We start from the raw sequence: 22,519 nt of genomic DNA, 5'->3' as shown, positions 1-22,519 counted from the left end.
TTGGCCGCCGGGCTCCTCATCGGCCCGCAGAACGCCCCGCAGGGCCGGCGGGTGCTGGGCGCCGCGCTCAGCGGCGCGTTCGTCATCCTGGCCCTGGTGAACTTCTGGTGGCTGTACCCGGTGATCAGCGCCGAGATCATCCCCTACGACGACTGGCACCGGCGGATGATGTTCGACCGCTGGATCTGATCTCCCCGCCAACCCCGCTGTTCCGCTTCATACGGCTCCAACAGGTCTTACAGGTAGGTGACGTGGAAATCGTCCGTGGTGGTGGTCGTCGTCAAAGTCCGGGCCTATACGGCAGACTGCGGAGCATGCCCGCACCCGACGTGGCCGCGCTGCTGAGCGAGCTGGAGCGCACCGACCCGGACGTCGCCGACGACGCCCGGGTGGCCGTCGAGTGGCTGACGGGCAGCGAGCCGCTGGAGATGCTCACCCAGCTCGACGTGTGCGAGTTCCTGTGGTGCACGCTGCCGCTCAAGGTGACCGGCGACCGCGACGGCATCGCCGCCGCCCTGGGCCGGCTGCTGCGCCTGGGCGGCATGGACCGGTACGCCGAGCTGTGCACCTCCGCCACCACCGCCGAGCTGCTGCGCACCTACGAGCGGAACGGCGAGGAGGCCGGGGCCGCCGCCTACCAGCGCGCGCTGGCCGGCACCGGCGTGCTCCCGCCGGACGTTCCGGAGCTGCGGTGGAGCTCGATCATGGGTCCGGAGGAGCTGGGCGCCCACCTGGCCTGCTCCGCCGCGCTGGAGCTCGCGGTCGTCTCCGGCGAGCTGGAGCCGGCCACCGGCGCCTGGCAGGGCCGCGCCGAGGCGATGACCCGCCGCTGGCTGACCGCGCCGCGCGCCGAGCTGGGCGGCGACAACTGGCTGAACCGCGTGCACGGCGAGCGGCTGAACCGGTGGGTGCTCGGCCGCGGCGCCGCCCGCCGGGAGCTGGCCCAGCCCTTCGAGGTGCGGCTGCACGCGCCGATCCCGGCTCCGCAGGGCCGGCACTTCACGGCGCTGCGCTGGCTGCTGCGGCTGGCCGACCACCCCGGCGGCGTCCCGCTCACCCAGCGGCACAACATCGCCCGCGCCGTCGTCGAGCAGGCGGCCGAGCGGTTCGGCTGGCCGATGCCGGCCACTCGCAGCGAGGCCGGCCTGCCCGCCCTGCGCGCGCTGCGCGGCCTCGCCGAGCACGAGCTGCGCGCGGTGCGCCGGTCCGGCCGCCGGCTCCTGATCACTCCGGCCGGGCGCCGGCTGCTCGCCGACCCGGCGGCCCTGTGGGCGGCCGCCGCCGCGGCGCTGCTCGCGCCGGGTCCCGGCGAGCGGGAGATGGAGGTGTCGGTGCGGGAGGTCGGCCTGATGCTCATGGCCGACGGCGGCGAGCCGTCCGGCGAGACGCTGGCGTCCCGGGTGGCCGAGGTGGTGGTCGGCGAAGGGTGGCGGACCGCCACCCCGGCGGAGGTGGCCCGCCCGCTCGACGTGTTGCACCACCGGCTCCAGGCCCTGGGCCTGTGCGCGGCGCCGGCGCCGGCCACGCTGACCCCGGCCGGGCGGGCGGCGGCGCTGGCCGCGCTGCGCGGTCAGGCCCTGCGTCCCCGCCGGCACGTCACCCTGACCTGACGCCGGCGTCCGGCGGGACCGGCGGCCGGCGCCGGTCCCGGCGCGGCTAGACGCCCGCGGTCATCCGGCGCCCGAAGCGGCGGCCCATCCGCTCGTGCCGTTCCTCTTCCTCCTCCGGCATGCCGGTCATGACCTCCTCGCGCATCTCCTCCATCCGCAGGGCGAGCCCTATGGCGAAGAAGGTGGGCGCCCACTCGCCGACGAAGATGCCCCAGTGGTCGGCGCGCATCCGGCTCCGCTCGTGCTGCCGGGAGATGTTCCAGGAGACGATCGACGCGCCCACCGACATGACCCCGGCCATGTACATCATTCCGGAGCGAATTCCCATCTTGTGGAGTGCCTTGATCATTTGTTCCCCCTGGTGGCGACGCGTGGTTGACGCTACCTTCCTACCCGCCATTTCGACATATCACGATAAGCGGGGATGCCACGGCGAAAGGGATTCATTGCCACCGACCGGCTCTTGGCCACCATTTGACATTTCACCGGAATTCCGGAAGAAGCGGTGTCAGGCGGGGATCGTCAGCACGGCGAGCACTTCCAGTTCCTTGAACGTCCGCTCCGCCACCTCGTTGCCCGCCGCCACCGCGGTGACTCCGAAGTCGGCGGGCACCATCACCAGGAAGATCCGCCAGAGCAGACCGCCGGCCGCGTCCCGTGCCGGGCTCAGCGACGCCGCCGACCAGCAGGACGTCCGCTCGTCGAGCCGGAGTTCCTGCTGGTAGTAGTAGCGTCCGTCACCCAGGTGGCGCTCGGCCATGGCGTCCGGCAGGCCCGACCGGGCCTGGCTGATCACGGCGATGCTCATCCCCTCGGCGACCGAGCCCCGGTAGCTGCCGGCCAGGTCGATCCGCGGCCGCCCGCCCGCGTCGTCCACCAGGTACGAGGCCTCGGGGAACACCACCGTCTCGCTCTCCTGGCGTACCGGCACCGGGAGCGGCAGCCGCCGGCAGGACCCTTCCGCCGGCGGCTGCACCGGACCGGGACGCGACGGGCCGGCGAACCCGAGCGCGGAGATGATGAGCAGCACGGCCGCCCCGGCGAGCACGGGCACCACCACCCGGGGCCACCGGGAGCCGTTCCCGCCGCCCGCCGGCGGCTGCGCGCCGCCGCCTCTCCCGCTCCCGTCGCCGAGCCCTGCCATCCGAAACCTCCGCCGTATCATCACCGCGACGATCCCCCGATTTCGGCGCCGCCGGATTCACACTGTGGCACGATCCGCCAAGCCCACGGACGGGTATCGGATAAGCGCGATAAACGGCAAAAACCCGCTATACGAATTCCGTCCTCCCGGCCGGCGGCCGCAAACTCTACGCCCCTGTTCCGCGGTCGACCCTTACAGCGGGCCGGCGACTTACGGGAACCGGAAAGAGGACTCGTTCCAGGCCCCGACTCGGCCCCATGCGTGACCCGGTGGCGGATACTCTGTCTAGACAGACCAGACAGGGGGGAACATGAGCGGATGGCAGGTCCAGGAGGCGAAGCAACGCTTCAGTGAGGTACTGCGGCGCGCCGAAAGCGAGGGCCCGCAGGTGGTGACCAGGCATGGACAGGAGGTCGCCGTGGTCATCGACATCGGCGAGTATCGGCGCCTCAAGGGCGAAGCCCCGGATTTCAGCGCCTTCCTCACCGACTCCCCCGACTGGGACGATGACCTCGACTTCCCTCGCGGCCAGGACCTTCCGCGAGATGTGCGGTTCGACTGATGGGCGTCGGCTTCCTCCTGGACACGAACGTCGTCTCCGAGGTGCGCAAACGCCATGGAAGTCCCACGGTCAAGGATTGGATCGGGAGCAGTTCGGGCCCGACCCTGTACCTGAGTTGCCTGACGATCGGCGAGATCCGTTCGGGAGTCGAGTCGCGACGGCGTCGAGACCCGGGTCAGGCGGCGATCCTCGAACGTTGGCTGCACGAACTGCGTCGGCAGTTCGCCGACCGGGTCGTGCCGATCACTCCGGCGGTCGCCGAGGAGTGGGGGCGGCTGAACGCCGTCCGCACGCTTCCCGTCGCGGACGGACTGATCGTGGCGACCGCTCGCGTGCACGGCTGGACCCTGGTCACCAGGAATGTCAAAGACGTCGATGGCACCGGGGTATCCGTGATCAATCCCTTCGACCTGCCGCCGGGGCGGTAGTTCCGCGCGGAGCGGCCAGGTCGGGTCACGGGGGCGGGCCGAGGGCCAGGGTGATCGGGTGGGAGGCGCCGGCCCGGGCGGATAGGTTCCGGTAGGTGATCACCGGCGTGGCACCGGTGGTGACGACGACCGCTGCCGGATGCGCGTGCAGCACCGCGCGTACCGGCCGGTCCCAGGTCAGTGTCAGCTCCTCCAGGTCCTCGCGGGGATCGGCGACGGTCAGCGTGGCGGTGCCGTCCCCGTGCTCCCGGACCAGGACGGCGCACGACCCGGAGGCGGTCAGCCCGCCGGCAGTGCCGGGCCGCCAGAAGTTGACCGCGGTGATCCCCAGAGACGGCAGGTGGACGCCCTGCCGGGCGGCGGTGTTGGCGAGCACCCGCACCCAGCCGGGGTCGGCGGCCCGGGCGCGGGTCCCCGCCCGGCTCGCCCCGGGCAGCAGCAGGTAGACGTATCCGGCGTTCCACGGATCGACGCCATGGTCCAGCCACAGGGTCGCGTAGCTCCGGGTCGCCCCGCGGCCGGTGCGCCGGTCACGCCGGACGCGCAGCGGGCCGCCACCGAGTACGACGTAACCACCATGCCCCGAAATATGGGCCCATTTCCTGTCGAATGCCACGCTGAGCGGCGCCGCCGTCCGGCGGTTGTCCACGACGGTCTCCACCGGTACCCCGTCGCCCGCGGTGATGCCGGCGCCCAGGCAGACGACGGCGTCGTCCAGGAAGATCCAGGATTTGAACGCCTCCAGCGTGCTCTGGAAGCCGTACAGGTGCTGGCCGACGGTCGCGTACCCGCCGTCGGTGGCGCCGCCCACCCAGCGGGCCGGCGGGCAGGTGTCGCCCCAGGATCCACCGGCGCCGTCGGCGGGCCGCCGGGTGGAGACGGTGGTGCCGGGCAGCCGGCCGGGGTCGACGGTCGGCCAGAAGTGGTCGGAGTACTGGTCGCCATGGCCCTCGGCCCACCAGTAGAGCATCCCCGAGCCGGTGTGCCAGCCGCGCGGGTTCTCGCCGTTGCCGTGCTCGTAGTGGCCCACCCGGTGCGAGGCCATGCTCAGCCCGGCGCACCAGCCCGGCCGGCGGTGCACGGCGCGGGCGGCCCGCGGCAGCAGCCGGTGGCCGGCGGGCTCGTCCGCCGCCGGGACCGCCGGGTCGGCGAGCAGTGCCGCCAGCCGGGCGTGCAACGCCAGGTCGCCCTCCGCCGCGGCCGCGGCCGGCATCGGCCGGGCGGTGTCCCGCACCGCCCATCCCTTCACCATGCCCTGCCAGCGGCGCCGATCGGCGGCGGGCGCCGACTCCCCGAGCAGCAGGATCGCGGCGGCGATCCGCCGTCCCCGCGCGTGGTCGCCGTACGACGCCCGGGCGATCCCCCGCCCGCGGACCAGATCCAGGCAGCAGCCGTCGTGCACCACCGGGGCGAACGACCGCTCGACGGAGTCGAAGACGTTGCGCCGCTCCGGATCGGTGATCTCCCACGGCGACCCGCGCAGCACCGCCAGCAGGGTCGCCACCCCGGCGAGCAGGACGGCACCGTATCCGCCCTGATAGGGGACGTAGGCGTGCTGGATGAACGAGCCATCGCGATAGAGGCCGTCGCCGTCCCGGACATAGCGGAACACCGGTGACAGCGCCGACGCGGCCAGCGCGGCCTTCCCCGGGTCGGCGCCCAGCACGGCGCGCAGCAACGTCACCAGGCACAGGTCCACCCGGTTGGCCCCGGTACTGGTGCCCTGGTAGCGGTGCAGGCGGTCCTCCGGGACGAAATGGTCGACCGCCCCGCCCAGCGACCTCGCGGGGGTGCCGCCGAAGTGCGGGCCGATCAGCAACGCCGCGTCAAGCAACCGCCGGGGGACGCCGATCTCCCAGTTCCACCAGTTGCCGGCCGGTTCGGCGCCCTCGGCGTACACCTGCCGCCGGTAGTGGTCGACGCCGGCGGCGACCGCGGCGGCCAGGCCCGGGTCACCGCTGAGCCCGGTACCTGGCAGAACGTAGGCGCGGGCCATGACGCGTAACCGGTCCGGAGTGGCGTTGAACGACGGGAAGGCCAGCCCGGGCCACAGCCACCGATCATCCGGCGCCATGGTGTCGCGGTACCGGGCGGCGGCGCGGCCCAGCCCGGCCAGCCGGGTGCGGTACGGCTCGGCCGCCGGATCGAACGGCGCCCCGGCCGTCACCTCCCGCCAGCGCCGGCGCAGCAGGCCGAAGGCCCCGGCGAAGTCCTCGGTCCGCACCGGCGCGGCGTCGGCCCGCCCCACCGCGCCGGCCGCCGCGACGACCCCGCCGAGCCGCAGGAACGACCGCCGGGAAGATCTCCCCATCCGGTTATCTTCCCCCGCCGGCCCCGCCACCGTCCGGCCGCCCCCGGGCGCTCCGGGGCCGGAAGCCGATCTGGTGGCGCGGGCGCCCCCCAACGTTTGCTAATCTGGTCGAGTCCTTGGGGCTGTAGCGCAGTCCGGTAGCGCACTTCGTTCGCATCGAAGGGGTCAGGGGTTCGAATCCCCTCAGCTCCACCCAGGTCAAAGGCCGTTTCCACCAGGAAGCGGCCTTTTTGATCTAGCCAGTATCCGATCGCGGGAGCGATCTGGGAGCAGGCCTCGCACGGATGATCACGCGATGGCCGTCCGCATTTCCCGACGCCACGCTGATCACCAGCGGAAGCTCGTACCCAACCTCCGTCGACGCGACCCGGGTGTGGCGACGGTGTGGAGGTATGGGGCAGGTAGCGTGCAAACCGTCGTACGGATGAGGTATCGCCCCTACCGTCGCATGGTATGCCGACAGTGGATGTACTGGTCGTGGGCGCGGGCCTAGCCGGCCTGCGCACGGCTCGCCTGCTCGCGCGCCGGGAACTGAACGTGATGGTGGTCGACCGGCGCAGGTCGCTCTCGACCGGCGTCCGCACGACAGGGATCTTCGTGCGCCGCACCCTCGATGACTTCGACGTGCCGGATCACCTGCTCGGGCCGGGTGTCCGGGACGTGCTGCTGTATCCGCCGTCACGGCGGGCACCGATCAGGCTCACCAGCGACCGGGACGAGTTCCGCGTGGCCGACATGGCGGCCGTCTACGAGCACGAGCGCCGCGCGGCGGAGTCAGCGGGGGCGCGGGTTCTCATGGGCGTGCGGTATGTCGGCGCGTCGATGGGCTTCGCGCGGTTCGCGGGCGCCGAACCGGTGAAGGCCCGGTTCATCGTCGGCGCGGACGGCGCCCGCTCCCGAGTGGCCCGCGATCTCGGCCTCGGTGTCAACCGGCACTTCCTCGTCGGAGCCGAGATCGCCCATCCGATCGCGCCGGGCACGACCACCCCGGCTTTCCACTGCGTGCTGGACCCCCGGATCGCTCCGGGATACCTGGGATGGGTCATCGATGACGGCCGGCACGCGCATGTCGGCGTCGCGGGATATCCGAACGCGATGCGCGCCGGCATCCGGCACCTGCTGGACGCCTTCGCCGCAGATGCGCCCGGCAGGACACCGCCGGCCGGGCCGGTCGAGCGCCGAGGTGGTCCTATTCCGGTCGGTGGTGTGCTGCGACGGTTGGCGTGCCCCGCCGGACTGCTCGTCGGAGATGCGGCGGGCGCGGTGTCGCCGTTGACGGCCGGCGGGTTGGATCCGTGCTTGCGCATGTCGGAACTGGCTGCGGCGGTCATCGCCGGGTATCTGCGTACCGGCGACCAGCGCGTGCTGAACCGGTACGACGGAGGCGCGTTGCGGACCCGGTTCCGAGGCCGGCTGTTGTCGCGCCGTGTGTTCGCGGGCATCCGATCCCCCGCTGCGGCGGAGGCGGCGGTGACCGTGCTGCGCGGTCGCACGGGTCGTGCCCTGGCGGCGCGGGTCCTGTTCGGCGACGGCTCGTTTCCTGAAGTCGATCCACGGCTCGCCGACTGGCGATCGACCACCCTTACCGGTGACGCCGGTCGGCTCTCCTGTTCTCCGGCAGTCTCGGAAGGCCCAGCCCGATCTTGGCTGTGGAGCGGCGGGGTCGCCGGCATGCGGCAGCGCGATCGGCCGCCCGGAGGCGCCATCAGCAAGCCAGGCCGTGCCAGATCTATATAATCGAAGCTACTAGTGAGTTCGTTCGTTGGCGTGGTCACCGACCTTGCGCGCTATCGGGACCGAGGGTATGGCGTGCCCAATGGGGAACAGGGTTCGAATCCCCTCAGCTCCACCTAGAGACGAAGGCCCGCCAGGTAATGACCTGACGGGCCTTTTCGCTGCTCAGCCACTTGCCGGGGATCTCGGGATGGGCGAAGCGATCTCCCGTCAGTAGTAGTACGGGTAGGGCTCGAAGTCGGGGGTGCGCTTCTGGAGGAAGGCATCGCGCCCCTCGACGGCCTCGTCGGTCATGTACGCCAGGCGGGTGGCCTCGCCGGCGAACACCTGCTGGCCGGCCAGGCCGTCATCGACGAGGTTGAAGGCGAACTTCAGCATCCGCTGCGCCTGCGGCGACTTGCCGATGATCTTCCAGGCCCACTCCAGTGCTGTGGACTCCAACTCCGCGTGCGGAACGACCCGGTTGACGGCGCCCATCGCGTGCATCTCGGCCGCGGTGTACTCCTCACCCAGAAAGAAGATCTCCCGCGCGAACTTCTGCCCGGTCATCCGCGCGAGGTACGCCGAGCCGTACCCGCCGTCGAACGAGCCCACGTCGGCGTCGGTCTGCTTGAAGCGGGCGTGCTCGGCCGAGGCCAGCGTCAGATCGCACACGACGTGCAGGGAGTGACCGCCGCCCGCGGCCCATCCGGGAACGACGGCGATGACGACCTTCGGCATGGTGCGGATCAGCCGCTGCACCTCCAGGATGTGCAGGCGGCCCGCGCGGGCCGGGTCGATCGTGTCGGAGGTCTCCCCCTCGGCGTACCGGTAGCCCGACCGGCCGCGGATCCGCTGGTCGCCGCCGGAGCAGAACGCCCAGCCGCCGTCCCTCGGCGAGGGACCGTTCCCGGTGATCAGCACGCAGCCGATGTCCGAACTCATCCGCGCGTGATCCAGGGCCCGGTACAGCTCGTCCACCGTGTGCGGCCGGAAGGCGTTGCGGACCTCGGGCCGGTCGAACGCGACGCGTACCACGCGCTTGCCGGTACGGGCCTCCGCCGAGCGGTGGTAGGTGATGTCGGTGAAGTCGAAGCCTTCGACCTCGCTCCACGCGGCCGGGTCGAACAGCTCGGCAACCTTGATGTCTGACACAGGAGCAGAATAGCCACGGCCGTCCGGCACCGGCCGACGCGGAGCCCTTACCCCGCCGGGTGAACCACGCCATGATGCCCGTTTCCAGGACCTGGAAGAACGCATGGGAAGGTAATGGGCAAGGCCGTTGCCGACGATCGGCAACGGCCTTTTGGATCTCCCGGGCGACTCCCGGCCGCGTGAAGTTCGCGTGGATCAGTTGAAGGGGTTGTCGTAGGTGCCGCTGCTCTTGGTGCGGGTCATGTACTGGCCGTTGTTGCGGCTGCTGAACCAGCCGGCGGTCACGTCGAAGCGGACGTTGTAGACCGCGCTGCCGACGTTGACCTCGGCGGTGTAGAGCTGTACGGATTGGCAGCCGGGGGCCGAGCTGGAGCCGCTCCACACCGGGGACTGCAGGGTCGTGCCGTTGACGACGATGAGGAATGACGGCGAGGGGTAGGCGCCGCTCTGCCAGCACAGGCTCAACGAGTACCGGTATTTGACGTTGGAATCGTCGAACGCGACGGTTCCCTGCAGGAGGGCGAGTGGCATCCCGCTGCCGTCGTTGGCGGTCACCTGCGTCCATACCGGCTGGTCCGCGCTGTAGGCGGCGTGGGCGGGCGCGATGGGCAGGACGGCGGCGGCCAGTGCCGCGACGGCGAGTGCGAGCGACGTCACCAGGCGACGTCCCCACGAGCGTTCGGTCAACGCACACCTCATCTGATCGGGAATGAGGAACGCCCGGACATTACATAAACGCCGTTGCGCCGTCCAGCGTGGCGATTCGCGGACCTGAGCCCACGAATATCTCAGGTAACACCGCTCACACGACGCCGATAGCGACCAGGAAATACCAGCGGCCACGGCACCGGGGGACCGCGTGCGGCCACTGAAAGTTTCAATTCCATTGCACCCGCAACTCGTTACGGTCGCCGGCCGTGATCCTTTTTGGGAACGGCCGGGGACGGCTATCATGCCGCTCATTATTCGGCGAACCTGAGGGCCTTCGGACGCCGAAGGTCGTGAACGGCCGGCCGGACCGGCCGGCCGAGAGACCGCGGCTCAGGTCGACGCGTCCGGCTCGCATACGCCGGCGATACGCCGAGGCGCCTAACCTCGAGGTATGCGGGTGCTGATCGTGGAGGACGAGCCCTACCTGGCCGAAGCCGTCCGGGACGGCCTGCGGCTGGAGGCGATCGCCGCCGACATCGCCGGTGACGGCGACACCGCCCTCGAACTGCTCAGCGTCAACTCCTACGACCTGGCCGTCCTCGACCGCGACATCCCCGGCCCGTCCGGCGACGAGATCGCCCGGCGCATCGTCGCCTCCGGCAGTGGCATGCCCATCCTCATGCTCACCGCCGCCGACCGGATCGACGACAAGGCCTCGGGGTTCGAGCTCGGCGCCGACGACTACCTCACCAAACCGTTCGACCTTCGCGAGCTCGTCCTGCGGCTGCGGGCGCTGGACCGCAGGCGCGCGCACGCCCGCCCCCCGGTCCGGGAGATCGCGGGCCTGCGGCTGGACCCCTTCCGCCGGGAGGTCTTCCGCGACGGGCGGCACGTCGCGCTCACCCGCAAGCAGTTCGCGGTGCTGGAGGTCCTGGTCGCCGCCGAGGGCGGGGTCGTCAGCGCCGAGGAGCTGCTGGAACGGGCCTGGGACCAGAACGCCGACCCCTTCACCAACGCGGTGCGCATCACCGTCTCGGCGCTGCGGAAACGGCTCGGCGAACCGTGGGTCATCGCCACGGTGCCCGGCGTCGGCTACCAGATCGACCCCCACGTCGTCACCGACCGCCCCGGCGGCACGCACACCTCACCCGAATAACAGCACATTCCCAGGGCCGAGCATGTCCGCCGCGGCCGGGCTCCCCTGGCCGTCGCGGCTCGTCGCCTGCCCGGTCGACGCCTCCACCGTGCCGGCACCGGTGACCGGTGCGTTCGGTCCCGGTATCGGCGAAGATCATGCCATGCGCCTGTCTCACCGCCGCGCCGTGCTCGGTACCGGGGCCACCGGTCTCGTCTCGCTGCTGACGCTCGTCGAGGCGAGCACGCCGGGCCTGTCCTACTGGGCGCTGGCCCTGGCGCCGTGCTGGCCGACGGTCGTCATCGCCCTGGTCTGGCCGGCCCGGGAGCCCGGCCCCGGCGGGCGTCGGTGGAGATGGCGGCCGTGGCTGCTGATCCCGGTCGCCATGGTGTCGGGCACGGTGTCGCTGGTCGTACTGGACGCGCCGCTGCGCGCGCGCTTCGCCCTGTCGGAGCCTAGCCTTTCACGCCACGCGCGGTCGGTGCGCGAGGACGACCAGGGCGGCCGCCGGTGGTGGGGCCTGTACCGGGTGTCCCGGGTGGAGAAGATCCCCGGCGGGGCGAGGTTCATGGTCACCTCGCTCACGACGGACTGGCGCAGCTACGGCTTCGCCTACCACCCGGGCCGGGCGCCGGACCCGGCGGAGGGGGTGTACGAGCACTTCTCCGGCCCCTGGTACGTCTGGAGCGACGGCCCCTGAACCGGTGAACGTCCGCCGGACGATCGTCCTGCGCCGCCGGGCGGGCGTGCCGGCGGCCCCGTCCGCCGGGCGTCCTCGGCCGGGGCCGGGCCGGGGGCCGCGCACGGTCGTGGTCGCCCGGCCCGCCGCCGTCAGTCCAGGCAGAACTCGTTGCCCTCCGGGTCGGCCATGATGATGTGCCCGGCCTGGAGCGGCGGCGCCGGGTCGGCGCGGTGCAGCCGGGTGGCGCCGTGGGTGATCAACCGCTCGGCCTCGGCCTCCAGCGCCGCCATCCGCTCGTCTCCCTGGAGGCCGGGGGCGGCCCGCACGTCGAGGTGCACGCGGTTCTTGGCCTGCTTGCCCTCCGGCACCCGCTGGAAGAACAGCCGCGGCCCGGAGCCGGCGGGGTCCACCACCGCCGAGGCGTCGTTGCGGCGCTCCGGTGGCACCCCCATCGCGGCCAGCGCCTCGTCCCAGGACGCGAACCCCGGCGGCGGGGCCTGCACCTGGTGACCGAGGGTCTCGGCCCAGAAGGCCGCCAGCCCGGCCGGGTCGGCGCAGTCGAAGGTGATCTGGACGTCGCGGCTCATGTCAGTCCTCCTGCTCGCGGGTGTGCTGGTAGAGGTCGCGCAGCAGGGAGACCTCGGCCAGGTGGTGGATAAGCTCGCGGTTGATGTGCAGCACCAGCTCGGCCATCGGGCGTTCGGCGAACGGTCCCTCCGCCGGGCCGCACGGGCGGGCCAGGCCGGTCTCGCCGAGGGATTCGACGCCGGCCAGCCAGGTGGCGTACTCGGCGTCGAGCTGGGCCAGCGCCCCGGCCGCGCCGGTGGCGTACTCGAACGACGGGTAGTCCACCGGGGCCCGGCCGAAGTGCGCGGCGTTGCGCGCCGCCAGCACGCCGACGATCACATGCCCGAGCCGCCAGGCGATCGTGGTGAACGGCGGCGGCTCGGGGGGCGGCATCGCGAAGTCGATGGTCATCGCGCCGGTCCCTCCTTGGATCGGCGCGGTGCCGGTGCCGCGCGGCCGGACGTTCCAGCAGCCGGGCGCCGGCTCCCAGAAGTACTCGCCGTCGGTCAGGCCGTCGAGCCGGTCGCGCAACTGTTCGGTCCAGTGCCAGTCGATCTGGTCCCGGAGCAGGGAGTTCCATTTCAGGTGGGTCATGGTGCCCACCTTTCCCTGAATACCGGACAGCCGCCTTCCGCTATCGGTGACACGATGGAGAGGTGACCGTCGAAGGAACGACCGAGCGGGTGCTCCGGCTGCTGGCGCTGCTGCAGCGCCGGCCGTCCTGGACCGCCGCCGAGCTGGCCGCCGAGCTGGCGGTCACCGACCGGTCGGTGCGCCGCGACGTGGAGCGGCTGCGCGCGCTCGGTTACCCCGTGCTCGCGACGGCGGGCGTCGGCGGCGGTTACCGGCTCGGCGCGGGCACCCGGCTGCCGCCGCTGCTGCTGGACGACGAGGAGGCGATCGCGACGGCGGTGTCGCTGCGGATGGCGTCGGGGGGCACCGTCGCCGGGTCGGGCGAGGCGGCGCTGCGGGCGCTCGCCAAGCTCGACCAGGTGATGCCGCCGCGGCTGCGCGCGGAGGTGCGGGCGGTGTTCGGGGCCACCGACACGCTCGCCGGCCCGGCGGCGGAGGTCGACCCGGAGGTGCTGGTGACGCTGGCCCGGGCCTGCCGGGACACCGTGCGGGTGCGGTTCCGGTACGCCGGCCGGGACGGCGCGGAGCAGGAGCGCAGAGCCGAACCGGTGCGGATGGTCGCCACCGGCCGCCGCTGGTACCTGATGGCCTGGGACGTCGACCGCGACGGCTGGCGCACCTTCCGGCTGGACCGGATGCGCGAGGTGGCGGCGACGACCTGGCGTTTCAAGATGCGCGAGCATCCGGACCCGGTGGCCTACGTGCGGCGCTCGGTGACCGAGGCGCCCTACCGCCATGTCGCCCGGGTACGGCTGCGCGCCCGGGCGGAGCGGATCCGCGAGCTGGTGCCGCCCTCGGTGGGCCGGGTCGAGGACGACGGCGACGGGTGGTGCGTGCTGGTCGTCGCGGCGGACGACCTGGACCGGATCGCCGCGCACGTGGCCCTGCTGGGGTTCGAGGCGTGCCTGCTTTCGCCCCCGGAGCTGCGCGAGGCCGCCGCCCGCCTGGCCCGCCGCCTCACCGCCATGGCCGGCCCCGGATGACACACGCGGCCGGGTCGGGCGCGCGGCACACCGTGGCGAGGACGCCGGATGCGCCGAGTGGACGCGTACCGCAAGATTTCCGGAGTGGGGCGCCCGATGGCGGCGGGCGCCGAGTGGAGTCAGGAGAGGCCGAGTGGAGACAGGAGAGACGACGTGACCGAGACCAGACCCGCCGGCCCGCATGAGCTGGCCGACGTCCCGATCGCGGCCCGGCTGGCGCGCTGGCACGAGCTGACCGATCGTGACCTGCACGTGCAGGCGATCGCCACCTTGCGGGCCCGCGGCGAATTCGACCCCGCCCGCCACGGTGACGCGGACCGGTACCCGCCGTTGACGGTGGACGAGCACGTCGAGCTACTGGCCCTCGGCGAGTCGATCGCCAGGAGCGTCCGCAACCCCGCGCATCTGGACCGGGCGCTGCAGGCGGGGGTCTCCTGGCGGGAGGTGGCCGGCGCGACCGGTGGGGACGAGCAGGAGGCACGCCGTGCCTACCAGAGGTGGGCCGACGACCGGCACGACCTGTACCAGGAGTATCCCGGCACCGCCGGCGGCATGACCGACGAGGAGCACGCCGCGGCGACCGCCCGGGCGACCGCACCCTGAGGGGCGGCCGCCCGTACCGGCGGGCGGTCGTACCCGCGACGGTCGCCGGCGCGGACGATCAGGTGGCGTAGGAGTAGACGGGGATCGCGAAGTTCCAGCCCACCGCGAGATGCCCGCCCGGGCCGGCCGGGCAGATGCCCTTGAAATTCGGATAGCCGTCGAAGAACAGCATGAAGCATCCCGGGTCGGGCGCGCCGGACCGCAGGCAGAACCGCCAGTTCGCCTGGTGCCCGGCCGGCTCGCCGACGTTGGCGGGCAGCGCGAAGTTGGAGTCCACTCCGGTGCGCTTGTGCTCGATGCCGGTCGAGCACCGGCCGTCCGGGTCGGGGTAGCCGTCGTAGTGGAGCGCGTTGCAGTTCATGCAGCAGCGCCACTCCGGCTGGTTGGGCAGCCGGTAGCCGTCGATCGGCAGCTGGAAGGTCCAGCCGGCCGCCGCGTGCGGCCCGCCCGCCGGGCAGCCCTTGTTGCCGAGCGGCCAGAACAGGCCGGCGCACCGGACGCAGTAGCGCCAGCCCGCCTGCATGCCGGCGGCACGGGCGGGGGGCGCGGCCACCATCGCGCCCGCCAGTCCGCCCAGCACCACCCCCGCGCCGACTCCGGCGGCCTTTCGGAGCAGTGACCGGCGGGCCACCGTCTCGGGCTGGAATTCCGGCATTTCATTACCTCCGATGGAATCGGTGCCGCCTGTCACAGCACGAAATTGAAGAGGAAGAAGAGGAATCCGATGACCAGCACGACGCCGAGCAACGCGGAGAAGAACCCGCCGCCGCTGCCGCCGGAGTAGTGCGAGGGGGGCCGGTGCGAGAGATTCGGGTGCACCGGCCGGTGCGGGGTGCCGTGTGGCCGCATGTGCCGCTGCTGCGTTTCGGCGGCCCGCTGGTGCGCCTGCTGGTTGAGCATGTTCTGCAGGTTCTGGTTGGGGAACGGGTTCGGGTTCATGAAGGTGCCTTTCACGTCCGGTCGGAGCTGACGTGGCTCCACGATGCGGCGCGGTGGAGATGTCCGGCCAGCGGACCGGACACATTCCTCATCCGCCCGCTGAAAGCCCTGGTCGGCGTCATATGCTGGGGGCGCGCGGGTGTCCGGCGCCGCCGGACACCTCTTGGCCCGAGCCCTCCGGAGAGCCGCGTGGACGATACGACCGATCCGCGAGTGGATTTCGCCCGCCGATTACGGGCCTTGCAGCAGGCGACCGGCCTTTCGGTACGGCGACTCGAAGTGGAGAGCGCGCGCACCCCGCGCCGGCGGCAGCAGGAGGCGCTCCGGTTGAAGCGTGGCACGATAGCCGGAATGACCAGCCTCGAACGCCCGGTTCGTCCGGAAATTGCGAATTTCGAGGTTTTCATCGATACCTGTTTGCGGGTGGCGCGGGAGAATGACATCGCGCTGCCCCCGGAGCTGGCCGATCGGCACGCCTGGGACGAGGCCTATCGCGAACTTCGCGAGCAGGTTGAGCGGAATCCCCGCCCGCCGCTCCCGCGTTCCCGGACCGGCCCTCCACCGCCGGCGCAGCCGATTCCCGCCGAACCGGTCGACCCCGCCGACCCCGCCGACCCCGCCGAACCGGTCCTCCCTGCCGAGCCGGTCGCCCCCGCCCGGCCGGCGATGGCGCGGGTGGCCGGCGCCTCGCTTCCCGGTCGCCGGTCGCTGCTGGCCGCGTCCGCGCTGGCGGCCGCGGCGGCCGGGGTGGGCATCCCGCTCTGGGCGCGCCGGTCCGGATCACCGCCCGCCGGTTCCCCTGCGACCGGGCCGGCCCGGCCGGCCGGCGACGACACCTACAGCCCGATGGGCCGGCTGCTCAGCCCGCCGATCCGGCGGAACGACCCGGTCTGGGCCGTCGCCATCGGCGGCCTCCGCGGCGAACCGCTCGCCGTCGTGGGCCGGGGCGACGGCACCGTGCAGCTGTGGAACCCGGTCACCGGCCACGCGCGCGGCGGGCCGATCGCCGGGCACGACAAGCCGGTCTACTCCATCGCGCTGCAGGCCCCCATGGCGGTGTCCGGCAGCGCCGACGGCCTGCTCCGGGTGTGGAACCTGGCCGCCGACCGGCCCACCGGCATCCGGCTGGGCGACGAGATCACCGCCGGGATCAACGGCGTGGCGCTGGGCGTGGTGGACGGCCGGACGGTGGCCGTCTCGGCCGGTGACGACCACACGGTCCGGATCTGGGACCCGGCCGCGCCCCGGCGAGGCGGCCGGATCCTCGGCCGGGAGCTCGACGCCCAGGTGAAAAGCGTCGCCACCGGCACCCTGGGCGGCCGGCCGATCGCCGTGTCCGGTGGTGCCGACGGCACCGTGCGGCTCTGGGACCTGGCCGCCCGGCGGGCCGTCCGGCTGCTGGGCGCGCACGAGACGACCGTCGGCACCGTGGCGGTCGGCGGCCTGCCCGGCCGGACCGTCGCGGTGTCGGGCAGCGAGGACGGCGTCGTGCGGCTGTGGGATCTGTCGGCGGACGGAGTGGCCGGCACGATGCTCGGTGATCGGATCTTCAACGCGGTGAAGACGGTGGCCATCGGCGCGGTACAGGGTAGGACGGTCGCCATCGCCGGCGCCGACGACGGCAGCATCCGGATCTGGGACCTGGCCACCGGCCGCCCCTACGGCGCCGGCCTGACCGGGCACGCCACCGCCGCCGAGTCACTCGCCATCGGGCGGGCGGCCGGCCGGGCCATCGTCGTCGCAGGCCACTGGGACGGCACGATCTGGACCTGGAGCCTGTGACGCGCGGCGTTCCGGGCACGCACCGGGCGGTGTGCGGGGTGTCCTCGCCGCTCGGGGTGAGTGGGCACATGGTCACCGTCGCCGGGCGGACGCCCTGACCGGCGAGCCGGCCGCCGCCGGCGGGCGCGCGACGATCGGGTGGTCCGCGATGGGCGGTTGCGGCAGGATGCAGGGATGACCGACAACCGGACATATCCCCCGCCGATGGCGGGCGAGCGCGAGATGCTCCGCTCCTGGCTGGACTGGCACCGCGAGACACTGGCCGTCAAGTGCGCGGGGCTCACCGACGACGAACTCCGCCTGCGGGCCGTGCCGCCCTCGACCATGTCCCTGCTCGGCCTGGTGCGCCACCTGGCCGACGTCGAGCGCGGCTGGTTCCGCCGCCGGCTGGCCGGCGAGGACGCGGGGCGCCTCTACTACGGCGACGACGACCCGGACGGCGATTTCGACAACGTGGACACCGCCTCGGTGGCCGAGGCCCTCGCCACCTGGCGGCGGGAGATCGAGCACGCCCGGGCGGCCGAGGCGACCTGCCCCGACCTGGACGTGCTCGCGAAGGTGGACCGCGAGGGCGTCCACTTCTCGCTGCGCTGGATCCTCTGCCACATGATCGAGGAGTACGCCCGGCACAACGGCCACGCCGACCTGCTGCGCCAGCGCATCGACGGCGCCACCGGCGAATGACCCGCCCGGCCCCGGTTCGTCCCGGGCGGTGGGGGCCGGGTCGTCCGGCGGCCCCGGCGCCGTCACCGCCGGGCGTCAGTGGCCCTGGGTGTACGAGATGACCTGGCCGAAGTCGCGGGCCGCGAGCCGGTCGCGGCGGATGCCGAAGATCAGAATGCCGCCGTCCCCGAAGAGCATCCCGTTGTCCTCGTCGAGTTGCAGCAGGTTGACCCACTGCAGGGCCTCCTCGGCGAAACCGGGGTCATCGGGGGACAGCCCGGCGACGTTGTAGGCGGCGTGTGCCTCGACCGGCCAGTGCAGGGCGTCCGACCAGCCGCCGACCTGGTGCCGGCGACCGCCCTCGGCCTCCTCGAACTCGGCCAGCAGATCGGCGAACACCTCCCAGGGCTCCTCCCCGCATGGACGGTCCCAGAAGTCCTCGCCCAGCCGGAAGATGTCGTCATGCCCGCGCGCAGGCCAGGTCGGCGACGTCTCGGCGGCGAGCAGCACCTCGGCGTACGACCGCACCTCGGCGTACCGCCGGTCCGGGGACGGCACGGGCACCTCGCGGTCGGGCCCCCGTACCGTCCCGGGCGGGAGCAGGATCACCCGCGCGGCCCGGGTGTCCCAGGTGGCGAAGAACAGCAGGCCGCCCTCGGCGGGCAGTCCGATATCCGACCCGTACGCCGCGAGCGCCGCGCAGTCCAGCTCGGCGAGGAATTCCATCGGCTCGCCGTCCTCGCCGCGCAGGCGCGGCCACGGGACGTCCTCGGGCAGCCGGGGCAGGCCGCCCAGCCGGCCGACCGCGATCTCGGGCTCGTCGGTCGTCGACAGCCGGATGGCGGGCCGGGCCAGCGCGATGAACCGCTCGGCGGGCTCCTCAGGTAACAGCTCCCGGACGTACTCCGCGAAATCCGCTTTCCACTCCTGCATTCGCCCATCCTGCCAGCAGACGATCTTCGGTGGCCCGCGCGTCAGCGAAGTCGCCACGGTTTCCGCGGCCCGGATGTCAAGGACGGGCCGGCCGCTCCGACCGACTACCGAGAAGCGGGAATCGCGCGGAGGAGCCGGACATGCGGAAGATCATTCATTGGGTGCACGCCTCGGTCGACGGCTACATCGACGGGCCGAAAGGCGAGTTCGACTGGCCGGTGATGGGCGACGAGCTGTCGGCCTACTCCGAGACGCTGGCCGACCGGTCCGACACCTTTCTGTACGGGCGCGGCGTGTGGGAGGGCATGGTGGCCTTCTGGCCGGACGCCGAATCGATGTCCGACCACCCGCACGTGCTGGCGTTCGCCCCCCGGTGGCGAGCCACTCCGAAGATCGTCTTTTCCGCGTCCCTGCCAGCGGACCGGTGGACGCAGCGGATCGTCCGCGGCGACCTCGCCGCCCAGGTGGCCGAACTCAAGGCCGGGCCGGGCACCGACCTGTTGCTGACCGGCGGATCCGGGCTGGCCGCCGCCCTCACCGGGCTGGGCCTGATCGACGAGTACCACATCGCGGTCCACCCCGTCGTGCTGGGCGGCGGCCGGCCACTGTTCGCGTCCGGCCCGGACCGCCGCGCGCTGCGGTTCGCCGGGTCCCGGGTGCTCGACGGGCAGGTCGTCGTCACCCGGTACGACCGGGCCTGAGGCGGCGGCGGTCCCGGAACGGGCGGGCTACCAGCGCAGCGGCAGGGTGGCGATGTAGGCGCCGAGGCGGTCGGCGATGACCTGGTGGTCGTGCTGGGAGGGGTGCCAGTCGCAGCCCATGTAGTCCAGGCCGGACTCCTCGTAGTACCAGTAGCGGATCCGGTCGTCGCCGCGGTCGTTGCGCTCCTGGACGACCTGCCGGGCGCTGTCGGCGAACGCGGTGGTGCCGTACACGTAGGTGGCGCTGACCACGATGGTCGTCCGCGGGCCGTACCGGGCGCGGAGCTTGTCCAGGAAGCCGTGGTAGGCGTCGCGGTAGGCGGCCACCAGGGTCTCCGGCGTCCAGGGCTCGCCGGGGTTGATCCCGGTGGAGAAGTCGTTGATGCCCAGGCCGACCACCACCAGTTGCGGCCGCCAGGTGCCCGGGTCACGCCAGACGTCGCCGTCGACGTTCAGCAGCGCGCGGTCATAGTAGGTGCGGAAGTTCACCTCCGGGTCGATCCCGTTGTAGTTGCGCACCATGCCGCGGCCGGAGAAGGCGTTGAGCTGGTAGTCGGCGTGCAGGCGCCGCGCGGTGAGCGCGCCGAAGCTGACGTCGGCGTTGCTGGTGCGGGCCAGCTTGGCGCTGTCGCACTCGCGCGAGTCGGAGGTATTGCCGTAGCCGGCGGTGTAGGAGTCGCCGATGAACTCGATCTGCCGGTGCCGCGGGGCGGGCCGGCCGAGGATCGTCCCGCCCGGGGCGGCGACGAAGCCGCCGAACGCACCCGAGGCGCCCGGACTCTCGGTGCGCTTGACCAGCCGCACGTCGTGCGTCCCCCGGCGCAGGTCCCGGACCCAGTAGGTGGTCCGGCCCGGGGTGACCAGGGTGGCGACCGTCGCGCCGTCGATCTGCACGTCGTAGTCGTTGGCGGCGTCGTCCAGGACGACCCCGACGCCGGTGCCGCGGAAGCGGCCCTCGAAGTAGACGCCGGGCCAGCTGTACCGGACGCGCTGGCCGTCGGGCTGGACCCGTCCGGCGGTGTGCGCCGTGGCCAGGGCCGGCCGGTGCGCGGGCGAGGCGAGCGGAACGGAAGGGCCGGCCGCGTGGGCGGTCTCGGCCGATAACGCGACGCTCGCCAGTCCGGCCAGCACCGCCAGTACGGCGGTCACACGTAGGGGACGCACGGATCTCCTTCCCACGGCCGGCGGTCCGGCCGTGGCCACTCGACGGGAACTGCGACGGACCGAACCGAACCATGGGAGAAGACGCCGCGGTGATCGACGCGACCGGCTGAACGTAAACACCACGCACGGGCGGGACAACACCTGACGTGCGCCTCGCGGACCGGCACGCGCCCCGACCACGGTCAACGTGGCGGACCGGGATCGGGCCCGGTGAAACGAGATGAAACCAACGGCGCCGGCGGCGGCGCGGCCGTCAGCCGCCGACGGCGCGGCGGGGGCGGTCGGCGTACTGGTCGAACAGCTCGGCGGGCCGGCGGAACGCGAGGATCTTCGCCTCGGCCTCGGCGGCGGCGGTCGCCGCCACGGCCTCCCGCTCGCGGGCCTGGCGCCGCCGGGCGGCCCGGGCGTCGGCCAGCTCGGCCCGCCGGACGCGCTCCGCGGTGACCGCGACGCGCAACACCGACAGGTAGCCGGCCAGGACGACTCCGGCGGGCGTCACCCCCCACCACGGGACGGCACGGAAGGCGGCGGCCAGCACGGAGGCGACCACAAGTAGCACGGTCCACAGCAGCCAGCGGCGGCGGCGGGCCATCACCTTGGCCCGGTGCCGGCGGCCGCGCCCGGCCCGGCGCGCGGGGCGGCCCGGGTCGCCGGCGGCCGGATCGTCCGCGGCCGCCTCCGCTTCCTCGTCCGCGAGATCAGCGGCCACCGGCGCGTCACCATGCCGCGGACCCGGGACGGGCCGCGCGCCGCCGCGCCGAAGATCTTCGGAGGTAAAGAAATCATCCAGCAGGGGTGAAGAACCGGACTGCCGGGAATCATGGTCTCCGACAGCGCCACCGGACGGGAGAGGAGCCTCGGCCTTGACCACACCCGCGAGCCCGCCGGCCGGCGGGACGTTCACGGTGACCTCGTCGTCGGAGCCCGGGGCTTCGGGAACGGGCAGGTCGGAGAGGGTGTCCTCCGGCTCGATGGTGTAGCCCTCGGCCACCTCGATGGCGTGCCGGTCGCGGCGCAGCCACATGGGCACCAGGACGCACAGCCACATCAGCACGATGCCGAGGTAAAGCAGAGCGCTACTCATCCGCCCCCCTCCGGGCAGCGTGAACACGGCGCGGAGTGCGGGCCGTCGCAAATGTGCTCACGTCACGCACCGTAGGACCCCACGTCACTGGTTGACGAGCATCCGGTGCGGTGTGTCGCGAGATCGTCAACCCGGCGACGGCCAGACATGGGTCAAAGCTGTGCACAGCCGCCGCGCGGTTCGGGCAACTTCTCGGCCGGAAACCGTTGTGAACACGGGGGGATCGGGTGTCCGGGCCGGTGGACGCACCCGGCCCGGCGGCCGGCCGGGCGTCCGATCGCATCCGGCGGCCGTCCGGGCGGCACGATCGCGTCCGGCCCGGCGTCCGGGGAGCACGATCGCGTCCGGCCCGGAGTCCGCGCGTCCCGATCGCGTCCAGCCGGGCCGCCGGCTCACCTGGGGTGCGGGCCGGCCGGGCCGTCGTGCGGGGTCTTCTGCCGGGTGCGCCGCCACTCGCCGAGCAGGCCGCGCGGCACGTCCTCGACGGTGAGCGCGTAGCAGATGTGGTCGCGCCAGGCGCCGTCGATGTGCAGCTGCCGGCGGCGGACGCCCTCCTCGCGGAACCCGAGCTTCTCCACCACCCGTCGGCTGGCGTGGTTCTCCGGCCGGATATTGGCCTCCAGCCGGTGCAGGCCGACGGTGAAGAAGCAGTGGTCGACCGCCATGGCCAGCGCCGTGGGGATGATGCCCTGCCCGGCCAACGTGCCGCTCACCCAGTAACCCACCTGCGCCGACCGGGCCGACCCCCAGACGATGGCGCCCACGGTGAGCTGCCCGGCGAAGCCGCCCTGCCAGGTGACGACCCAGGGCAGCGCGAGCCCCTGCCTGGCCTCGCGGCGCAGCGTGCCGACCATGGAGACGTAGGGGCCGAGGCCGGTGCGGAACAGCGGTGTCTCGGGGTTGCTCGGCTCCCAGGGCCGTAGCCAGTCGGCGTTGCGCAGCCGGGTCTCCCGCCACACGCCGACGTCGCGCAGGCGCAGCGGCCGTAGTCCCACCGGTCCCTCGTTCAGGCTCACCGGCCAGCCGCGAAGTCGATCCACGGCCTAATCATCCCCCGCCGGGCGGTGGATCCGCCA

Annotated in this window: 24 protein-coding genes, 1 tRNA gene and 1 pseudogene; 13 read left to right on the top strand and 13 right to left on the bottom strand. The window is 72.8% G+C overall.

The genetic code is table 11. The annotated features are described in order from the left end of the window. Positions 1 to 189 (top strand): annotated as a pseudogene (locus Sru01_RS34240) (phospholipid carrier-dependent glycosyltransferase); the annotation flags it as partial. 125 nt (positions 190 to 314) lie between these two features. Further along, entirely contained in the window at positions 315 to 1,610 is a 1,296-nt protein-coding gene (locus Sru01_RS34235; RefSeq protein ID WP_203994782.1) for a hypothetical protein, read from the top strand. A gap of 46 nt (positions 1,611 to 1,656) precedes the next feature. On the opposite strand, the gene Sru01_RS34230 is transcribed toward Sru01_RS34235, so the two are convergent. Both Sru01_RS34230 and Sru01_RS34225 read right to left on the bottom strand, forming a co-directional pair. Next, positions 1,657 to 1,959 (bottom strand): hypothetical protein, encoded by a 303-nt coding sequence (locus tag Sru01_RS34230; RefSeq protein ID WP_239138050.1) that lies wholly within the window; start codon positions 1,957 to 1,959, stop codon positions 1,657 to 1,659. Between the two features lie 159 nt (positions 1,960 to 2,118). Beyond that, positions 2,119 to 2,754 carry a hypothetical protein gene (locus Sru01_RS34225; protein ID WP_203994780.1) on the bottom strand — a complete coding sequence of 212 codons (636 nt, stop codon included), beginning with the start codon at positions 2,752 to 2,754 and terminating at the stop codon, positions 2,119 to 2,121. A 310-nt stretch (positions 2,755 to 3,064) separates the two neighbouring features. Between Sru01_RS34225 and Sru01_RS34220 the strand changes: the two genes are divergently transcribed. Next, positions 3,065 to 3,316, top strand: coding sequence for a type II toxin-antitoxin system Phd/YefM family antitoxin (locus Sru01_RS34220; protein ID WP_203994778.1), 252 nt, complete (start codon positions 3,065 to 3,067; stop codon positions 3,314 to 3,316). Next, positions 3,316 to 3,744: a type II toxin-antitoxin system VapC family toxin gene (locus tag Sru01_RS34215; RefSeq protein ID WP_203994776.1), complete on the top strand. Its 429-nt coding sequence runs from the start codon at positions 3,316 to 3,318 to the stop codon at positions 3,742 to 3,744. The genes Sru01_RS34220 and Sru01_RS34215 overlap by 1 nt, the downstream gene beginning before the upstream one ends. Before the next feature lie 25 nt (positions 3,745 to 3,769). On the opposite strand, the gene Sru01_RS34210 is transcribed toward Sru01_RS34215, so the two are convergent. Then, a complete protein-coding gene (locus tag Sru01_RS34210) occupies positions 3,770 to 6,055 on the bottom strand; it encodes a polysaccharide lyase 8 family protein (RefSeq protein WP_203994774.1) in 2,286 nt (761 codons plus the stop codon). A gap of 118 nt (positions 6,056 to 6,173) precedes the next feature. Here Sru01_RS34210 and Sru01_RS34205 point away from each other — a divergent pair. Together Sru01_RS34205 and Sru01_RS34200 are read left to right on the top strand one after the other, a co-directional pair. Further along, positions 6,174 to 6,247, top strand: a tRNA-Ala gene (locus tag Sru01_RS34205). Between the two features lie 261 nt (positions 6,248 to 6,508). Continuing rightward, a complete protein-coding gene (locus Sru01_RS34200) occupies positions 6,509 to 7,792 on the top strand; it encodes an FAD-dependent oxidoreductase (RefSeq protein ID WP_203994771.1) in 1,284 nt (427 codons plus the stop codon). A 207-nt stretch (positions 7,793 to 7,999) separates the two neighbouring features. Here Sru01_RS34200 and Sru01_RS34195 read toward each other — a convergent pair whose 3' ends face one another. Both Sru01_RS34195 and Sru01_RS34190 read right to left on the bottom strand, forming a co-directional pair. Beyond that, complete coding sequence (locus Sru01_RS34195; protein ID WP_373869563.1) at positions 8,000 to 8,914, bottom strand: 1,4-dihydroxy-2-naphthoyl-CoA synthase; 915 nt, start codon at positions 8,912 to 8,914, stop codon at positions 8,000 to 8,002. A 204-nt stretch (positions 8,915 to 9,118) separates the two neighbouring features. Next, positions 9,119 to 9,610 (bottom strand): hypothetical protein, encoded by a 492-nt coding sequence (locus tag Sru01_RS34190; RefSeq protein WP_203994760.1) that lies wholly within the window; start codon positions 9,608 to 9,610, stop codon positions 9,119 to 9,121. A 415-nt stretch (positions 9,611 to 10,025) separates the two neighbouring features. Here Sru01_RS34190 and Sru01_RS34185 point away from each other — a divergent pair, with 415 nt between their 5' ends. Beyond that, positions 10,026 to 10,730: a response regulator transcription factor gene (locus tag Sru01_RS34185; RefSeq protein WP_203994758.1), complete on the top strand. Its 705-nt coding sequence runs from the start codon at positions 10,026 to 10,028 to the stop codon at positions 10,728 to 10,730. Positions 10,731 to 10,872: 142 nt separating this feature from the next. Beyond that, the gene (locus Sru01_RS34180) at positions 10,873 to 11,409 is read left to right on the top strand and encodes a hypothetical protein (RefSeq protein WP_203994756.1); all 537 of its coding nucleotides are present in this window, start codon (positions 10,873 to 10,875) and stop codon (positions 11,407 to 11,409) included. A gap of 131 nt (positions 11,410 to 11,540) precedes the next feature. On the opposite strand, the gene Sru01_RS34175 is transcribed toward Sru01_RS34180, so the two are convergent. Next, positions 11,541 to 11,978 carry a VOC family protein gene (locus Sru01_RS34175; RefSeq protein ID WP_203994753.1) on the bottom strand — a complete coding sequence of 146 codons (438 nt, stop codon included), beginning with the start codon at positions 11,976 to 11,978 and terminating at the stop codon, positions 11,541 to 11,543. 1 nt (position 11,979) lies between these two features. Further along, positions 11,980 to 12,552: a DinB family protein gene (locus Sru01_RS34170; protein WP_203994750.1), complete on the bottom strand. Its 573-nt coding sequence runs from the start codon at positions 12,550 to 12,552 to the stop codon at positions 11,980 to 11,982. A 62-nt stretch (positions 12,553 to 12,614) separates the two neighbouring features. Here Sru01_RS34170 and Sru01_RS34165 point away from each other — a divergent pair, with 62 nt between their 5' ends. Together Sru01_RS34165 and Sru01_RS34160 are read left to right on the top strand one after the other, a co-directional pair. Beyond that, a complete protein-coding gene (locus tag Sru01_RS34165) occupies positions 12,615 to 13,574 on the top strand; it encodes a helix-turn-helix transcriptional regulator (protein WP_203994749.1) in 960 nt (319 codons plus the stop codon). 153 nt (positions 13,575 to 13,727) lie between these two features. Further along, entirely contained in the window at positions 13,728 to 14,177 is a 450-nt protein-coding gene (locus Sru01_RS34160) for a hypothetical protein (protein ID WP_203994737.1), read from the top strand. A gap of 58 nt (positions 14,178 to 14,235) precedes the next feature. Here Sru01_RS34160 and Sru01_RS34155 read toward each other — a convergent pair whose 3' ends face one another. Next, the gene (locus Sru01_RS34155) at positions 14,236 to 14,832 is read right to left on the bottom strand and encodes a hypothetical protein (protein WP_203994735.1); all 597 of its coding nucleotides are present in this window, start codon (positions 14,830 to 14,832) and stop codon (positions 14,236 to 14,238) included. A gap of 32 nt (positions 14,833 to 14,864) precedes the next feature. Further along, positions 14,865 to 15,116, bottom strand: coding sequence for a hypothetical protein (locus Sru01_RS34150; RefSeq protein ID WP_203994734.1), 252 nt, complete (start codon positions 15,114 to 15,116; stop codon positions 14,865 to 14,867). A 423-nt stretch (positions 15,117 to 15,539) separates the two neighbouring features. Here Sru01_RS34150 and Sru01_RS36420 point away from each other — a divergent pair, with 423 nt between their 5' ends. Together Sru01_RS36420 and Sru01_RS34140 are read left to right on the top strand one after the other, a co-directional pair. Beyond that, positions 15,540 to 16,898 (top strand): WD40 repeat domain-containing protein, encoded by a 1,359-nt coding sequence (locus Sru01_RS36420; RefSeq protein ID WP_203994733.1) that lies wholly within the window; start codon positions 15,540 to 15,542, stop codon positions 16,896 to 16,898. A gap of 174 nt (positions 16,899 to 17,072) precedes the next feature. After that, complete coding sequence (locus Sru01_RS34140) at positions 17,073 to 17,582, top strand: DinB family protein (protein WP_203994732.1); 510 nt, start codon at positions 17,073 to 17,075, stop codon at positions 17,580 to 17,582. 75 nt (positions 17,583 to 17,657) lie between these two features. Here Sru01_RS34140 and Sru01_RS34135 read toward each other — a convergent pair whose 3' ends face one another. After that, the gene (locus Sru01_RS34135; protein ID WP_203994730.1) at positions 17,658 to 18,494 is read right to left on the bottom strand and encodes a YwqG family protein; all 837 of its coding nucleotides are present in this window, start codon (positions 18,492 to 18,494) and stop codon (positions 17,658 to 17,660) included. Positions 18,495 to 18,634: 140 nt separating this feature from the next. Between Sru01_RS34135 and Sru01_RS34130 the strand changes: the two genes are divergently transcribed. Beyond that, positions 18,635 to 19,195, top strand: coding sequence for a dihydrofolate reductase family protein (locus Sru01_RS34130; RefSeq protein ID WP_203994728.1), 561 nt, complete (start codon positions 18,635 to 18,637; stop codon positions 19,193 to 19,195). 27 nt (positions 19,196 to 19,222) lie between these two features. Here the strand turns inward: Sru01_RS34130 and Sru01_RS34125 are convergent, their stop codons facing one another. From Sru01_RS34125 to Sru01_RS34115, 3 genes are all read right to left on the bottom strand, one after another. Further along, on the bottom strand, positions 19,223 to 20,359 hold the full coding sequence (locus tag Sru01_RS34125; RefSeq protein ID WP_203994726.1) for an SGNH/GDSL hydrolase family protein: 1,137 nt from the start codon (positions 20,357 to 20,359) through the stop codon (positions 19,223 to 19,225). 253 nt (positions 20,360 to 20,612) lie between these two features. After that, positions 20,613 to 21,443 (bottom strand): SepX/GlpR family protein, encoded by an 831-nt coding sequence (locus Sru01_RS34120; protein ID WP_203994723.1) that lies wholly within the window; start codon positions 21,441 to 21,443, stop codon positions 20,613 to 20,615. A gap of 392 nt (positions 21,444 to 21,835) precedes the next feature. After that, positions 21,836 to 22,483, bottom strand: coding sequence for a GNAT family N-acetyltransferase (locus Sru01_RS34115; protein ID WP_203994720.1), 648 nt, complete (start codon positions 22,481 to 22,483; stop codon positions 21,836 to 21,838). Positions 22,484 to 22,519 lie beyond the last annotated feature (36 nt).

The organism is Sphaerisporangium rufum (assembly GCF_016863395.1).
Lineage (GTDB): Bacteria > Actinomycetota > Actinomycetes > Streptosporangiales > Streptosporangiaceae > Sphaerisporangium > Sphaerisporangium rufum.
Note: the sequence above shows the minus strand (reverse complement) of the source record. Positions and strands in the feature narration are given on the sequence as shown.